Raw genomic sequence first — 15539 nt, 5'->3', positions numbered from 1 at the left:
GTGGACAGTTGGCCGTTAAATGCTTTGAGTGTCTAAGAAAACTTCTAGTTCTTTTTTCGCTTCTGCTTGCTTGATTAAATCATAAGGATTTTTTGCTTCATAATCATTCATAAGATATACTAATAAGCCACGAATAGATGTTAAACGGTTTTCTGCTTCATCGAAACAAATAGAATTTTTACCGTCAATTACTTCATCAGTTACTTCTTCCCCACGTGTTGCTGGTAAACAGTGCATGAATTTACAATTGGCACCTGCCCGATCCATCATTTCTTGATTCACTTGATATTTTGGATAGAAAACCTTCATACGTTCTTCTTCAGATAATTCCGCTTCGTACAAGCCATACCAAACATCCGTGTACAAGAAATCAGCGCCTTCAACAGAACTTGCATCATCTGTGACCAAAAAGCTACCGCCTGAAACTTCACAATTTTTTGCTAATTTCGCTTGATGCTCTTCATTTAATTGGAAGCCTTCTGGACCGAAGTGAACAAAATTCATGCCCATTTTTGTTGTGATTAATCCTAAAGAAAAACAAACTTGTGTCGCATCTCCGACAAAGACAACTTTACAATCTTCTAATTTTTTGCCTTCTGGTAAATGCTCAACCATGGTACACAAATCACCTAATTCTTGGGTTGGATGATTGTAATCAGACATACCGTTAATGACTGGGATGGTAGCACAATTAGCTAAATCAACAATACTATGGTGACGTTCCACACGAGCCATCAAAATATCTACTAAACGTGACAATACACGGCTGGTATCTTCAATCGTTTCATGTCCCCCTAATTGAATTTGACCAGGTGCTAAATATTCGCCATGTCCGCCTAATTGTTCCATTGCAGTTTCAAAAGATACTCGTGTTCGAGTTGAAGATTGTTGGAAAATCATTCCTAAAGATTTGTTTTTTAACAGTTGCGGATAATACCCATTTTTAATCGCTTCTTTAATTTTTAATGATAAATCGACTAAGTAGTGCATTTCCTCTTTCGTATATGTTTCTGTTGTAACGTAATCTCTTTTCATGATGTGTTCCTCCTAAAAGTTGTTTTTGTTTACACATTGACTTTACCAAGTTTAGCGAAGAGTTTACTATCCACCAAAAGTTAGAAAACGCTTTCTTTTTCGGCGTAATTTTTCATTAAAAAAAGTTTATTTATGGTTATAAACCGTTGGTACACCAGGGGTTTATAAAAGTTTAGGCGGATTTCTCTCTAATTTCTGACCAATCATAGATTTGAAAATGGTATAATTATTTTGAAAAATCATTCACTTAAAATAAAAGATGAAAGGGGTTTCCAATCGTGACATTTGTTTTTATTTATAACATCTTGTTGATTATTTTATATTCGTTTACTTCAACCTTTACCTTAAATCTTTACTTGAAAAATAAACAACCGATTTTTTTATTGCTTCTCTTTTTAATGGTTATTTTTATTTGTGACAATGTGATTGTTTATATGACTGAGTTCATTAATTCGTTTGCAACCGAATATAATCAGACCTTTATGACCGCACCTTTTTTAAAGACCATCATTTTTATTTGTTGTAATTTTGCCTATCTGGCTATTATCAATACTATTAGTGGTCGTCCTTTTAAAAATTATCAATTTGTCTGGTTATTTTTAATTGGTTTATGGATGCTAGCTATTCCATTTTCACAAAATTCCGCCTTAAAAGTTTGGTTGTACTATTTACCCAATCAGCTATTTTTAATTTACCTTGGATGCTATGCGCTCTATCAACTACGAATAGATCCTTTATCAGCCCTTGCGAAAAAATATCTTCGTTTTATTGGTTGGCTAAGCATTGGTTTCGGTGTGGCGATTCTTTTGGAAGATACCTTCGTTATTTTTAACATTGACCAATATTCTGATATTGTCTTTAAAATTAACAACCGAAACGTTTCTGAAGATATTTATACAATCATTCTCTCCATCGCCATTATCTACTTCTGTAATCGTGATTTTCCTCTGTCGGTTCTTGAAAAAGACGCTGCTAAATTGGAAGAAAATCAATCAGATGAACCCGTACTTTTGGCGCCTTTTTGTGATGCCTATCAATTAACGCAGCGAGAACGAGAAGTGCTTTCGTTACTTTTAGAGTGCAAAACAAATCAAGATATAGCCAACGAACTATTCCTATCAATCGGGACAGTAAAAACACATATCCACAATATTTTCGTTAAATTAGAAGTAAACAAAAGAGCAGAAGTTTTTGTCAGTTATCAACTTTTTTCTCAACAACAAACTGAACATTTAGCGAGATAATTAAAAAGGAAGCCTCTCCGTGATCGGTGGCTTCCTTTTTGATTAACTATTTTCTTGTACTTGTCGAACTCTCTTTTCAATTTCTTGAAAGTTAATAATTTTAGCTTGGCGATGAATTTCTTTTCCTTCATAGTATAAGATAATGGTCGGTGCAGAAAAAGCATTTAATTGTCCAATTATTTCTGGACTTTTATCAGCTTCTGCAATGTATGTAGGAAATTCATATTTTGTTGCAATTTTTTCGACAATCGGTTTATCAACTGTACAAACACTACAATTTTTTGCTGTCAAAAAGACGGCTTGTAGACGATTGTCTGTAATTTTTTCTTCTAATTCTTCTAATGTTGTTACATATTCCACTGAATAGCCCTCCTTGTCTTTTGTCTAAAATAACAGATTTACTAGCAAAATAACAACTTATTTGTTTGGCTAGGAATACTTTAACAAAAAAGTTGCCGCCCATTTCATTAATGGGCGGCAACTTTTTACTGATAACCGCTTATTTATTAAAAATTTTAGGCCCTTTGCGCATGTTTTTACGATCATTTTTGGGAGTTTCCATTTTTTTAGAACGGCCACCGCCTTGTTTCTTTTTAATTAATTCTAACATTTTTTCTTTTTCATTCATTTAATCCACCGCCTTTGTTAATAACGTGACAGATTCAATGTGGGTCGTTTGTGGGAAATTATCCACTGGTTGAATTTCTTTTGCTTCATAGCCACCTTCTGTTAATAATGCAATGTCGCGAGCGAGTGTGGCTGGATTACAGCTGACATAAACAATTCGTTCAGGTTGCGTTTCAATTAATGTGTTTACTAATTGACCATCTAACCCTTTCCGTGGTGGATCCACCACAACAACATCTGGTTGCAAGCCATTTTCAACTAATTTTGGCAATAATTTTTCCGCTAAACCAGCCGTGAAAGTGGCATTCTCAATGTTGTTTAATTTAGCATTATTTTCTGCATCTTTGACCGCTTCTTCAATTACTTCAATACCGTAAACTTGCTTTGCATCTTGGGCTAAAGTTAAGCCAATCGTCCCAATCCCACAATAGGCATCCACCACAATTTCATTGCCTGTTAAAGCCGCATACTCTTTAACTTTTTGATACATCACTTCTGTTTGTTGTGGATTTACTTGATAAAATGAACGCGCGGAAATTTCAAATTTCAAATCAAAAATAGTATCTGTAATTTTTTCAGACCCATGTAATAAGATGGTTTCGTCGCCAAAAATGACATTGGTTCGTTTTGGATTTACATTTTGTACAATGCTGACTACTTCCGGAATAGCTTCCAAAATATCTGGCACAATTTTACTAATTGGGAATAATTTCGGTGTTCTCGTAATTAGAACAACCATCATCTCCCCAGTATGGTAGCCACGACGAACGACAATATGGCGTAAGTTCCCTGTATTATCAGATTCGTTATAAGGTTTTACGCTATATTTACGCATAATGTCACGGATTTTAACAATTGCTGCATCAATTTCTGGGTCTTGAATATAGAAATGTTCCATCGGAATTAAATCATGGCTATTTTTCCGGAAAAAACCTGTTTGTAGTTGGTTGTCAATTTTACGCACGGGAATTTGTGCTTTGTTCCGGTAATGCCACGGATCGTTCATCCCAATTGTTGGTAAAACAGGGACTTCTTGCAATTTAGCGACACGTTGCATAACATTTTCTACTTGTTGTGTTTTAAATGATAGTTGGGCGCCGTACGCTAAATGTTGCAACGGACTAATCCCGACTTTTGTAAAGTTTTCATCTTTCACGGGCACACGCTGTTCACTGCTTTTTAGGACAGTCAATACTTTCCCATAACCAAAACTTTTGCCTGTTTTTAAGACTTTGATTTCAAGTTTTTCACCTGGTAAGGCATTTTCAATAAATAATGGATAATGGTCCACTTTTGCCACGCCTAAACCTTCATGCGTCAAGTCAATGATTTCTACTTCAATGACGTCATTTTTCTTTACTGGATAATTTTTCATAAGTCGCTCCTTCTTTTTATACACTTCACTCATTCTAATGAAAATACCTAAGAAAAGCAACAACGAATTTTCATGGCGATTTAGCAATTCCGTTTGAGCTTTTTGGGTAAATAAAAGAATGAGACCCTTTCCCTTAGTCAAAAAATAGCCAATGAAAGATCTTATCAACTAAATCTTTCATTAGCTATTCACGGACTACCTAGTGCTTTTCTTTTTCGGCAATCTTTCCATCGCCATCAATATCTTCGTCTGTTAGTCGTTCAACTTCTTTGACAAATTCTTTGCTGGCTTCGTTATATGCTTCTTCCTCTTCGTCTTCTGATTCTACGACAATCTCATCGCTACCAGTTAAGACAGAACCCATAATTGCATTGGACGGCAGTGCATCACCATTTGCAAAAATTTCAATGTGTTGATGCATATTTTTAAAGGTCATTGGAGCATCGCCTCCATATTCACCATCTAAATTAATCATCATTTTATTGTTCTTTTCTAACGTTTCTGCATGTAAATAGCTGGTCTTTGTATAGATTAGTCGATGATCTTCAACATGCTTTCCACCATTTAACATTAACGCAACTAAATGAAGAATCTCAAAAATATTGGCTGTTTTTACAATGATTAATGAAAACTTACCATCGTCTAATTTAGCATCTGGTACGATTTGCTCAAAACCACCCACCGAGTTAGTCAGCCCTAGGAAAAACATTGATGCATTGCCTTCGTACACACCTTCATCATACGTCATGCGCATTTTAATCGGCTTCACTCGCGGCAACATTTCGGCTCCTTTGGCTAAGTACGCTAAGTAACCAAAAATACTTTTCAACTCTGACGGAACTTCATAAGTCAGTTCCGTTAAATGACCACCCGCCGCAATATTGATAAAGTAATTTTTGCCGGCTTGGCCAATATCCATTTTGACAGTTTGATTTTTTTTAATCACTTCTGCTGCCTTAACGATATTATCACGAGGAATCTTCAAGGCCCGTGCATAGTCATTCGTCGTTCCAGCAGGAATAATAGCCATTTTAGGGCGCCGCTTCAACGGAGCAATCCCATTCACGACTTCATTAATGGTCCCATCTCCACCTGCAGCTACTAGTAAATCAAATCCTGCCCGCGCAGCACGATGTGCTTCATTGCGTGCTGAATTTTCTTCTGGTGTGGTCGCAAATGCACTGGCTTCATAACCACATTCTTCTAAAATAGATAAAATATCGGCTAAGTTCTTTTTGATTAACTCTTTTCCTGACGTTGGATTATAAATCACTCTAGCTTTTTTCATGGTTTGCCTGCTACTTTCTTATCGTTTTGAAAGCTCTTCTTGCAATAACTTGTTAACCACACCTGGGTTTGCTTGTCCACGAGTTGCTTTCATAATTTGTCCAACAAGGAAACCAACTGCACGGTCTTTTCCGTTTTTAAAGTCATCAATTGATTGTTGGTTGTTGTCTAAAACTTCGTTAATCATTGGTAATAATTGCGCTGGATCAGATAATTGAACAAGGCCTTTTGCTTCGACAACTTCTTTAGCATCTCCACCGTTTTCAATTAACTCTTTGAACACTTTCTTCGCAATTTTCGAGCTGATTGTGCCATCGTTAATCAAAGTAATCATACCCGCTAGATTTTCTGGTGTCAGTTTAGTATCGGCTAATTCAACTTTTTCACTGTTTAAGTAAGCAGAAACTTCGCCCATTAACCAGTTTGATGCTTGTTTCGCATCTGCACCGTTTGCTAAAGTTGCTTCAAAGAAATCTGACATTTCTTTCGTTAAAGTCAAGACCATTGCGTCGTATTCAGGTAACCCTAATTCACTGATATAACGGGCACGACGTGAGGCTGGCATTTCTGGCAAACTAGCGCGAACTTTTTCAATCCATTCATCATCAATTGAAAAACGAGGAACATCTGGCTCTGGGAAGTAACGGTAGTCACTTGAGCCTTCTTTAACACGCATAAGCAACGTTGTACTAGTTGCTTCATCAAAGCGGCGTGTTTCTTGTTGAATTTCGCCACCAGATAATAGGACTTTGGCCTGGCGTTTTTCTTCATAAGCTAAACCTTTTTTTACAAAGTTCATAGAGTTCAAGTTCTTTAATTCCGCTTTAGTACCAAATTCTTCTTGACCATACGGACGTAAAGAAATATTGGCATCACAACGCATAGAACCTTCTTCCATTTTCACATCAGAAACTTCTGTAAATTGGATAATTGAACGCAACGCTTCTAAATAAGCATACGCTTCTTCTGGTGAACGCATGTCTGCTTCAGAAACGATTTCAATTAAAGGCGTGCCTTGACGATTCAAGTCTACATAAGAATAGCCATCTGTGCCGTGAATATTTTTCCCAGCATCTTCTTCTAAATGCACACGTTCAATGCGAATTTTTTTCTTTTTGCCTTCGACTTCAATTTCAATCCAACCATCATGTCCGATTGGTTGATCAAATTGAGAAATTTGGTATGCTTTCGGGTTATCTGGGTAAAAATAGTTTTTACGGTCAAAATGTGTTTCTTTTGAAATTTCACAGTTCAAGGCAAGTGCTGCTTTCATGCCAAATTCTAAAGCACCTTTATTCATCACAGGTAAAACACCTGGGTAACTCCAGTCAACCACGTTTGTGTTGCTGTTTGGTTCTGCTCCGAAATGCGCTGGCGCAGAGGAGAAAATTTTAGAGTTGGTTTTCAATTCTACGTGGACTTCTAATCCAATGACAGTTTCAAAGTTCATTAATCGTTCCCCCCTAAAATGACTGGTTTTTTCGTATGGAAATCTGTCGCTTGTTCAAAAGCATAGGCTGCTTTATACATTGTATGTTCGTCAAAATGTTTTCCAATAATTTGTAAACCAACTGGCAATCCTTCTGAGAAGCCTGCTGGAATTGACATGCCTGGTAACCCAGCTAAGTTAACAGGAACAGTTAAAATATCATACATATACATCGTGATTGGGTCATTGATATTTTCACCCAAACCAAAAGCAACAGTTGGTGTTGATGGGCCAATGATTAAGTCATAATCCGCAAAGACATTCTCAAAATCTTGTTTGATTAGTGTACGGACTTGACCAGCCTTTTTAAAGTGCGCATCATAATAACCAGCACTTAAAGAGAAGGTTCCTAACATAATCCGACGTTTGACTTCAGTACCAAAGCCTTCGGAACGCGAATTAACATAGACGTCTTCTAGATTTTGGACATTTTCGGAACGGTAACCATAACGAATGCCATCAAAGCGTTGTAAGTTTGAACTTGCTTCTGAAGAGGCAATAATATAGTAAGCGGCAATCCCATATTTAGAATGTGGTAAGCTAACTTCTTCCACTGTTGCGCCTAAAGCTTTGAACGTTTCTGCTGCTTTTAATACCGCTTCACGAACATCAGGTTGTACCCCTTCACCTAAGTATTCTTTTGGTAAAGCAATTTTCATGCCTTTGATGTCGCCAGTTAAATCTGCCGTAAAATCAGGAACAGAAACGCCTGCAGAAGTGCCGTCTTTTTCGTCATAACCACTAATTGCATTTAAAGCTAAGGCATTGTCTTTAACATTTCGTGTCAATGGACCAATTTGGTCTAAACTTGAAGCAAAAGCAATCAAACCAAAACGAGACACACGTCCATAAGTTGGTTTCAAGCCCACAATACCGTTGAATGCGGCTGGTTGGCGGATACTACCTCCTGTATCGCTCCCTAAAGAAACTGGGACTTGTCCGGCTGCGACAGCAGAAGCTGAACCACCAGAAGAACCGCCAGGAACTTTGGTTTGATCCCAAGCATTTTTTGTTTTCTTGAAGTAAGACGTTTCCGTACTTCCGCCCATGGCAAATTCATCCATGTTCAATTTTCCGACAGGAATCATATCTGCTTGATAGACTTTATCCATCACGGTCGCATCATAAATTGGGTCAAAATTGTGTAACATTTTTGAGCCAGCTGTTGTTAAAATATCTTTTGTGACAATGTTGTCTTTAATCCCAATAGGAATCCCAGCTAATGGATTACTTTCAGTGATGCCTTTTAAGTCAATCGCTTTGGCTAATGCCATTGCTTTTTCTTCACTAACTGTGATAAAAGAACCTAGTTGTTCTTCTGTATCTTGAATACGATTTAATGTTTCTTCGGTTAAATCAACTGCAGTGATTTCTTTTGAGACCAATAAATCATGTAACTCTGTTAACGATTTGTCGTATAATTTTTCCATTAGGCTCCTGCCTCCCCGTTATCCATAATTGCAGGCACTTTAATGTAACCATTCTCTGATTCCGGAACATTCCGCATTAATTCTTTACGGTCCATTCCTGGTGTCGCTACGTCTTCACGCATGACATTGATTGATTCATTCACATTTGAAGTAAAAGGAACCCCGGTTGTATCTACTTCTTCTAGTAATTCCACCATATCAATAATTTTATCTAGTTGATTGGTAAAGTCCGCTAATTCTTCTTCGGAGAAAGATAATTTTGATAATTTAGCGACATGTTTGACTTGTTCTTCTGTAATTGCCATAGATACCCTTCTTTCTATCATTTACTGAAATTTTCATTTTCAGATTAATCAATTGGATTGTATTTCTTTAAACAGCTTAGCACAGCTGTTCACTCTGTTCCTATTCTACCATAAAATGGTCGGATATTTTAGATGAAACCTTGAATTTCATTGATAATTTGTCGCTCGCAAAAATGACGGAAACATGTTATTATGAAAATGAAAAGAGAGATATGCAGGAACATACTTCTCTAGTAGCCACTACTAGTTATAAGAACTAGCGGCTTACTGAGTTATTGGTTTTATTTCAAACGCTTAACCGTTCAGCTCCTCAAAGCTTATGAACGGTTATTTTTGTTGTCTAAGACAAGCGCTAAGATAACGAAGATAATGGTCACAACAAGTGTTGCAAAACCAATCATCAGTCCCAACGCTGCTTCAACGGACAAAAACATTGCTCCTTTCATTAAGATAAGAAGAATTGCGCATAAGCATCAACCTCCTTTCTCAACTCAGAAAGTCCTCGTTCATATAACTTTTATGACTAAAATAAGCATACCATCAAATTACTACATAAAATCTGACAACGTTAATTTTTCTTCTTAAAAATGACTTGCATCTAACGCATCGACCATTTCTTGTTCATTCCAAACGGTCACGCCTAAGCTTTCAGCTTTGGTTAATTTACTGCCTGCATCTTCGCCAGCAACCACAATGTCAGTTTTTTTCGAAACACTCCCTGTAACTTTTCCACCAAGATTTTCAATTTTTTCTTTGGCTTCTTCGCGAGTGTACTGCGCTAATTTTCCTGTTAAAACAACTGTTTTGTCTTTGAAAGGTGACTCCACTTCTGCTAATTGTTCTGTCCGGAGACCTTTATATGTCAAGTTCACTTGGGCTTTTTCCAGTTCAGCCATTAATTCATGAACTTCCTCATTTTCAAAATACGTCACAACGCTGTCTGCGATTGTTTCGCCAATTGAATCCAAAGCCACAATTTCTTCCGCGGTTGCACGACTTAAGGTTGGTAAATCACCAAAATGCTCCGCTAAAATTTTCGCCGCTTTCGCCCCCACATGGCGAATCCCTAAGCCAAAAATCAAACGTTCGACAGAGTTTTCTTTACTCCCTTGAATGGCAGTATAAATGTTGTTTGCTGATTTTTCTTTGATTTTATCCAAAGTCATTAACTGTTCTTCTGTTAAGAAATACAGATCCGCTACGTCTTTCACTAATCCTTTGTCATACATTTGTGCTAACACTCTTGGCCCCAAGCCATCAATGTTCATTGCGTTTCGTGAGACAAAGTGATTCAGCCCTTCTTTAATTTGCGCAGGGCATTTTGGATTAATACAACGTAACGCCACTTCCTCATCTAAATGCACCAACTCACTATGACAAATTGGACAATGTGTCGGCATTTCATAAGGCTGACTATCGGCTGCACGTTTTTCAACTAGGACTTGCGCTACTTCTGGGATAATATCGCCGGCTTTGTAAATAATAACATGATCATTTAAACGGATATCTTTCATTTGAATAAAATCTGCATTATGCAAACTTGCCCGACTAACCGTGGTTCCCGCGACTCGTACAGGAGCCATGACCGCAGTAGGAGTGACCACTCCCGTGCGCCCAATTGTCCATTCAATATCTTCCACTACTGTCTCTGCTTCTTCTGGTGGAAATTTGTAGGCAATCGCCCAGCGAGGTGCTTTGACAGTGAAACCTAATTCATCTTGCAACGCAAATTCGTTCACTTTAATCACAATTCCATCGATTTCGTATGGCAAAGTGCTCCGCTTTTCATGGTATTCTTCAATGTAGGCCCAAACTTCATCGATTGACTGACATAATTGACGTTCAGGATTGGTTCTAAAACCAATTTCAGAAAGCTCTTCTAATGCCTCAAACTGCGTCTTCGCTTTCATCGGTCCAAAGTCAGCAACTGTGTATAAAAACGTATTTAAGTTCCGTTTCGCCACAATTTTTGTATCTAATTGGCGCAAACTTCCCGCCGCTGCATTCCGAGGATTGGCAAAAATATCTTGGCCATTTTCTTCACGTTCTTCATTCAATGCGACAAAGGATTGTTTAGGCATGTAGCACTCGCCACGAACTTCCACTGAAATGGGCTCCGTTAAACGCATCGGTACAGAGCGAACCGTTCGTAAGTTCTCTGTAATGTTTTCACCAACCGTTCCATCGCCTCGTGTTGCTCCGCGTACAAACACCCCGTTTTCATAACGTAATGAAATTGCTAACCCATCAATTTTTAACTCACAACAGTAAGCAACGGGTTTACCAATCGCCTTACGAACACGTTCATCAAAAGCAAAAATGTCTTCCTTGCTAAACCCATCATTTAAACTATACATTGGAATGTCATGCGGAGCTTTTTCAAAACCAGATAAAACTTTGCCACCTACACGTTGTGTCGGCGAATCTGGCGTGATTAAATCAGGAAACTCCGTTTCAATATCGACTAACTCTTTATACAAACGATCGTAAACATAATCTTCTACGGATGGTTGATCTTTGACATAATATTCATGGGAATATTGATTGAGTTGTTTTCTTAATTCTTGCGCACGAGTTGTCGCCGCCGTTAATGTTAATGGTTGTTGTTCCATCGTAGAACTCCTCCTCATAAGCGTAATGCTCCTATCGTCTTTTTAACACATTTACACTAAGATAGAAAATAAAAAGAATTTAACTAATGATGATTTCTCATTAAATCGCTGACCTATTTTGCATGTTAAATTTTTTCAATTGGTGCAAATGCCGCTAACAACCGTTTAATGCCTTTTTCTGGGAAAGCAATGTCCAACTCTAAGTCTTTGGCCGAACCGCCTACACGAACGACTGTACCAACGCCCCATGCTTTATGTTGGACCTTATCACCTGCTTGCCAAGAAACTTTTTCGCCACCACTTGCCACTTTGTTGCTAACTGATTTTGTAGCTGGTTGTGTATAAGCTGGTTTACTTGCGCTGGGCTTAAATACTTTAGGATCAAAGGTGCGCGCTGGAGCTTTCTGTAAATTGGCTGCCGCCCCTTGTTTCATTAAACGCTCCGCCTCAATTTCTTCTAAAAAGCGACTTGGTCGATTATATTGCGTGCGACCATATAATGTTCTCGAATAAGCATTCGTTAAGAACAAGGCTTCTTCCGCTCGTGTGATACCAACATAAGCCAAGCGCCGTTCTTCTTCCAGTTCACTTTCTTCTAGCATGGCACGTGATAATGGGAAAACCCCTTCTTCTAAGCCCATTAAAAAGACCACTGGAAATTCCAGCCCTTTGGCCGCATGCAACGTCATTAAGGTTACCTGCGAAGAGCTCTCTTCTAAATTATCTAAATCAGAAACCAAGGCTAAATCTGTTAAGAAATCCGCCAATTTTGTTTCTTCGCCATTTGGATCGTCGTTGTTTTGCGCTTCAAAACGTTTATCAAATTCTTGTGTCACAGATAAAAATTCGTCCAAGTTTTCTAAGCGAGCTTGAGACTCTAAATTATTTTGCGCCATCAAAGCTTCCCGATAACCACTACGTTGTAAAGTTTCTTTCACCAATTCTGTAATCGTTAAATAGGGCACTGTTTTCGTTAAGTCTTGAATCATCATGCCAAAATTACCAAGCTCTTTACCCGCTTTTCCTGAAATATTTGCCAAATCAACATTTTGGGCAGCTTCCAGCAAAGCCCAACCATGCGTATCCGCAAATAGCCGTAATTTTTCAATTGAACTTTTACCGATTCCTCGTTTTGGTTCATTGACAATTCGTTCAAAACTAATCGAATCATCTGGATTGGCAATCAAACTTAAATAAGCCAAAATATCTTTAATTTCTTTACGGTCGTAGAATTTATGTCCGCCCACCATGGTATACGGAATATTAGATTTCAAGAGCATTTCTTCCACTACACGGGATTGAGCATTGGTCCGATATAATACCGCAAAATCACCATAAATTCGGTCATTTTCCCGCATTTCTTTTTGGATTTGGCTCACAATAAATTGTGTTTCATCCCGTTCTGTGTCCCCGCGATAATAGACAATTTTTTCACCGTCTATATTTTCTGTCCACAGTTCTTTCTCGCGGCGGTTACGGTTATTTTTGATGACATCATTCGCAGCCGCCAAAATGTTTTTGGTGGATCGATAATTTTGTTCTAGCAAAATTACACTGGCATCTGGATAATCTTTTTCAAAATCCAAGATATTTTGCATATCCGCCCCGCGCCAACCATAGATACTTTGGTCGGCATCACCTACGACACACAGATTTTTGAAACGTGCAGCCAATAAATTGACTAAGGTATATTGTGCATGATTGGTATCTTGGTATTCATCCACATGAATATAGTGAAATTTATTTTGGTAGAAAGCCAACGTATCTGGTTGTTCATTAAATAAACGAATCGTATTCATAATCAAATCATCAAAATCCATACATTGGTTTTTGCGCAATTCTTTTTGATAGGCTTCATAGCATTTTGCGACAATTTCTTCATATAAGGAACCTTGCATTTCAGCAACTTTTTCAGGCGTTTGTAATTCATTTTTGGCATTGCTAATCGTACCTAAAATTGAGCGAGGATCATATTTTTTTGAATCAATATTTAAGTCGTTTAAGATGCGTTTCATTAATGTTTTTTGTTCCGATGGGTCAATAATTGTAAAATTACGGTTGTAACCAATCTGATCCACATCACGACGTAAAATTCTTACACACATGGAGTGAAAAGTGGAGACCCATACATCTTCGCCACCCGTTTCCAGTAATTTATTTACACGCTCTTTCATTTCTTTAGCAGCTTTATTGGTAAACGTAATCGCCAAAATATTCCATGGATTTACTTCTTTTTCCTCAATTAGATAGGCAATTCGGTGTGTTAAAACCCGCGTTTTTCCACTACCAGCACCAGCCATGACTAACAGTGGTCCTTCTGTATGCAAAACGGCTTCTTCTTGTCGAGGATTCATTCCCTGAACCAAGGCATGTTTTTGTGTCATATTAAACGTCCTCTCTCTTTTTTCAATCTTATACAGTATACCAAAAATCCCTTTGAAGTTCTTTAGAAAAGAACAAAAAATCTTTTTCTTTTTATATGAAATTTTCTTGTAAATCAAGTCAAACCGCAGTACATTAGTAAGTAGTGATGGAGGCTAAAAATGAAATGAATAATGATGTACATGAAATTAAACAATTAGATGGTACCCGAATCGGCTTTATCCTTAAAGGCATCGTCGTCGGAATTCTTGTCGGCTTTGTTGTCAGCTTATTTCGCTTAGGCATTGAAAAAATTGGCGAACAAGTCGTTCATCTGTATCAAACGTTTCACGAAAAAACCTTTTGGATGATTCCTTGGTTCTTATTTTCTCTCGTGCTTGCTTATTTATTAGGACGACTGATCAAAAGCGAACCAGCAATTAAAGGCAGTGGCATTCCCCAAGTGGAAGGACAACTTCAAGGTCAATTAGAAATTCACTGGTTTCCAGTGCTTTGGAAAAAATTTATCGGTGGGATCTTAGCGATTAGTCCTGGGCTATTTTTGGGACGTGAAGGTCCTTCAATTCAACTAGGTGCAGTGGTTGGACAAGGCTATAGTCAATGGCGGCAAAGCACCAAGTCTGAAGAAAAAATTTTAATCAGTAGTGGTGCCAGTGCTGGTTTAGCCGCCGCTTTTAATGCACCAATCGCAGGACTTTTATTTGTTCTAGAAGAGGTTCACCATTCCTTTTCACCTTTAGTTTGGTTAACCTCTTTTTCTGCGGCCATTTCCGCTAACTTTGTTTCTTTGCATTTCTTCGGATTGCAGCCAGTTCTTTATATTGGTCCGGTTAAATCTTTGCCTTTAGAGTACTATTGGACATTAGTACTGCTGGGCGTTTTGCTAGGATTATTAGGTTGGATATATCAAAAAACATTGTTGTCCTTACCAAAAGTATATGGAAAAATCAAAGGCCTTTCTTCTAATTATTATGGTTTTGTTTCTTTTATTTTGATTTTACCGATTGGTTATTTCTTTCCACATTTACTTGGCGGTGGGAATCAAATTGTTTTAGCTTTAGGCAATCAACCGACTACGATTTGGGCTTTAGTCGGCTTACTGGTTTTACGTTTTGTTTTTTCAATGGTTTCTTACGGTTCGAATCTCCCTGGTGGTATTTTCTTGCCTATTCTAACTTTAGGTGCCATTATCGGAACATTGTATGGCAGTCTACTTGTCCAATACGTAGGGATGGATCCAATTTTTGTGAAAAACTTTTTAATTTTTGCCATGGCTGGTTATTTTACTGCGATTGGTAAAGCACCGTTAACAGCGATTATTTTAGTAACAGAAATGGTCGGCAATTTTTCTCATTTAATGTCTTTAGGGGTTGTCGCTTTAGTTAGTTATATTACCATCGATAGTCTTGGCGGCAAGCCAATTTATGAAAGCTTATTAGAACGTTTGGTTCCTTCTAAAGTAAGTAATATTCGTGGCCACAAAACGATTATCGAATTACCTATCACTGCAGAAAGTTCCTTAGATGATACGATGGTACGTGATTTTGTCTGGCCTAAACAAATGTTGCTCACTTCCATTCGGCGTGGCGAATCGGAAATTTTAACACATGGTGATACTGTTATGCATGTTGGCGATGTGCTCATTATTTTGACCGATGAAAAACTCGCTTACCAAGTCAAAAAAGAGATTTATCAAAAAACTTTACCGAATGATTTAGTGAATTAAAGAAAGCTGCTGAACCTGAGTTCAGCA

14 protein-coding genes are annotated in these 15539 nt (G+C 37.8%); 3 read left to right on the top strand and 11 right to left on the bottom strand.

Annotation, left to right across the window (positions count from 1 at the left end; genetic code table 11):
• Positions 1-15 precede the first annotated feature (15 nt).
• A complete protein-coding gene (gene ptcA, locus IGL32_RS02405) occupies positions 16-1035 on the bottom strand; it encodes a putrescine carbamoyltransferase (protein ID WP_002355587.1) in 1020 nt (339 codons plus the stop codon).
• A gap of 398 nt (positions 1036-1433) precedes the next feature.
• Here ptcA and IGL32_RS02400 point away from each other — a divergent pair, with 398 nt between their 5' ends.
• Positions 1434-2279 carry a helix-turn-helix domain-containing protein gene (locus IGL32_RS02400; RefSeq protein WP_002392183.1) on the top strand — a complete coding sequence of 282 codons (846 nt, stop codon included), beginning with the start codon at positions 1434-1436 and terminating at the stop codon, positions 2277-2279.
• 42 nt (positions 2280-2321) lie between these two features.
• Here the strand turns inward: IGL32_RS02400 and IGL32_RS02395 are convergent, their stop codons facing one another.
• The 8 genes from IGL32_RS02395 to IGL32_RS02360 form a co-directional block, all read right to left on the bottom strand.
• Positions 2322-2639 carry a thioredoxin family protein gene (locus IGL32_RS02395; RefSeq protein WP_002355583.1) on the bottom strand — a complete coding sequence of 106 codons (318 nt, stop codon included), beginning with the start codon at positions 2637-2639 and terminating at the stop codon, positions 2322-2324.
• A 139-nt stretch (positions 2640-2778) separates the two neighbouring features.
• Positions 2779-2907 (bottom strand): hypothetical protein, encoded by a 129-nt coding sequence (locus IGL32_RS02390; RefSeq protein WP_002355577.1) that lies wholly within the window; start codon positions 2905-2907, stop codon positions 2779-2781.
• On the bottom strand, positions 2908-4281 hold the full coding sequence (gene rlmD, locus IGL32_RS02385) for a 23S rRNA (uracil(1939)-C(5))-methyltransferase RlmD (protein WP_156210138.1): 1374 nt from the start codon (positions 4279-4281) through the stop codon (positions 2908-2910). It lies immediately after the preceding gene.
• 199 nt (positions 4282-4480) lie between these two features.
• Positions 4481-5569, bottom strand: a complete 1089-nt coding sequence (locus IGL32_RS02380; protein ID WP_002355572.1) for a diacylglycerol kinase — start codon at positions 5567-5569, stop codon at positions 4481-4483.
• Between the two features lie 18 nt (positions 5570-5587).
• Complete coding sequence (gatB, locus tag IGL32_RS02375) at positions 5588-7018, bottom strand: Asp-tRNA(Asn)/Glu-tRNA(Gln) amidotransferase subunit GatB (protein ID WP_002358703.1); 1431 nt, start codon at positions 7016-7018, stop codon at positions 5588-5590.
• Entirely contained in the window at positions 7018-8487 is a 1470-nt protein-coding gene (gene gatA, locus IGL32_RS02370; RefSeq protein WP_002361259.1) for an Asp-tRNA(Asn)/Glu-tRNA(Gln) amidotransferase subunit GatA, read from the bottom strand. The genes gatB and gatA overlap by 1 nt, the downstream gene beginning before the upstream one ends.
• Positions 8487-8792: an Asp-tRNA(Asn)/Glu-tRNA(Gln) amidotransferase subunit GatC gene (gatC, locus tag IGL32_RS02365; RefSeq protein WP_002355569.1), complete on the bottom strand. Its 306-nt coding sequence runs from the start codon at positions 8790-8792 to the stop codon at positions 8487-8489. Before gatC ends, gatA begins: the two co-directional genes overlap by 1 nt.
• Before the next feature lie 317 nt (positions 8793-9109).
• Positions 9110-9202, bottom strand: a complete 93-nt coding sequence (locus IGL32_RS02360) for a putative holin-like toxin (RefSeq protein WP_306297391.1) — start codon at positions 9200-9202, stop codon at positions 9110-9112.
• On the opposite strand from IGL32_RS02360, the gene IGL32_RS02355 reads away from it, so the two are divergent.
• On the top strand, positions 9162-9377 hold the full coding sequence (locus IGL32_RS02355; RefSeq protein WP_002399765.1) for a hypothetical protein: 216 nt from the start codon (positions 9162-9164) through the stop codon (positions 9375-9377). The genes IGL32_RS02360 and IGL32_RS02355 overlap by 41 nt on opposite strands.
• Here IGL32_RS02355 and ligA read toward each other — a convergent pair.
• Together ligA and pcrA are read right to left on the bottom strand one after the other, a co-directional pair.
• Entirely contained in the window at positions 9374-11404 is a 2031-nt protein-coding gene (gene ligA, locus IGL32_RS02350; RefSeq protein ID WP_116495119.1) for an NAD-dependent DNA ligase LigA, read from the bottom strand. The genes IGL32_RS02355 and ligA overlap by 4 nt on opposite strands.
• Before the next feature lie 125 nt (positions 11405-11529).
• Complete coding sequence (pcrA, locus tag IGL32_RS02345) at positions 11530-13788, bottom strand: DNA helicase PcrA (RefSeq protein WP_002363179.1); 2259 nt, start codon at positions 13786-13788, stop codon at positions 11530-11532.
• Between the two features lie 164 nt (positions 13789-13952).
• Between pcrA and IGL32_RS02340 the strand changes: the two genes are divergently transcribed.
• A complete protein-coding gene (locus IGL32_RS02340; protein ID WP_002361257.1) occupies positions 13953-15512 on the top strand; it encodes a ClC family H(+)/Cl(-) exchange transporter in 1560 nt (519 codons plus the stop codon).
• The last annotated feature ends 27 nt before the right edge of the window (positions 15513-15539 follow it).

It is taken from the genome of Enterococcus sp. AZ035 (genome assembly GCF_050548325.1).
GTDB classification, from domain to species: Bacteria; Bacillota; Bacilli; order Lactobacillales; family Enterococcaceae; genus Enterococcus; species Enterococcus faecalis.
Note: the sequence above shows the minus strand (reverse complement) of the source record. Positions and strands in the feature narration are given on the sequence as shown.

Coding starts and splice junctions, on each gene's coding strand:
- ptcA (WP_002355587.1), bottom strand. CDS start 1,035: ATGAAAAGAGATTACGTTACAACAGAAACATATACGAAAGAGGAAATG.
- IGL32_RS02400 (WP_002392183.1), top strand. CDS start 1,434: ATGGTTATTTTTATTTGTGACAATGTGATTGTTTATATGACTGAGTTC.
- IGL32_RS02390 (WP_002355577.1), bottom strand. CDS start 2,907: ATGAATGAAAAAGAAAAAATGTTAGAATTAATTAAAAAGAAACAAGGC.
- rlmD (WP_156210138.1), bottom strand. CDS start 4,281: ATGAAAAATTATCCAGTAAAGAAAAATGACGTCATTGAAGTAGAAATC.
- IGL32_RS02380 (WP_002355572.1), bottom strand. CDS start 5,569: ATGAAAAAAGCTAGAGTGATTTATAATCCAACGTCAGGAAAAGAGTTA.
- gatB (WP_002358703.1), bottom strand. CDS start 7,018: ATGAACTTTGAAACTGTCATTGGATTAGAAGTCCACGTAGAATTGAAA.
- gatA (WP_002361259.1), bottom strand. CDS start 8,487: ATGGAAAAATTATACGACAAATCGTTAACAGAGTTACATGATTTATTG.
- gatC (WP_002355569.1), bottom strand. CDS start 8,792: ATGGCAATTACAGAAGAACAAGTCAAACATGTCGCTAAATTATCAAAA.
- IGL32_RS02355 (WP_002399765.1), top strand. CDS start 9,162: ATGGTCACAACAAGTGTTGCAAAACCAATCATCAGTCCCAACGCTGCT.
- ligA (WP_116495119.1), bottom strand. CDS start 11,404: ATGGAACAACAACCATTAACATTAACGGCGGCGACAACTCGTGCGCAA.
- pcrA (WP_002363179.1), bottom strand. CDS start 13,788: ATGACACAAAAACATGCCTTGGTTCAGGGAATGAATCCTCGACAAGAA.
- IGL32_RS02340 (WP_002361257.1), top strand. CDS start 13,953: ATGAATAATGATGTACATGAAATTAAACAATTAGATGGTACCCGAATC.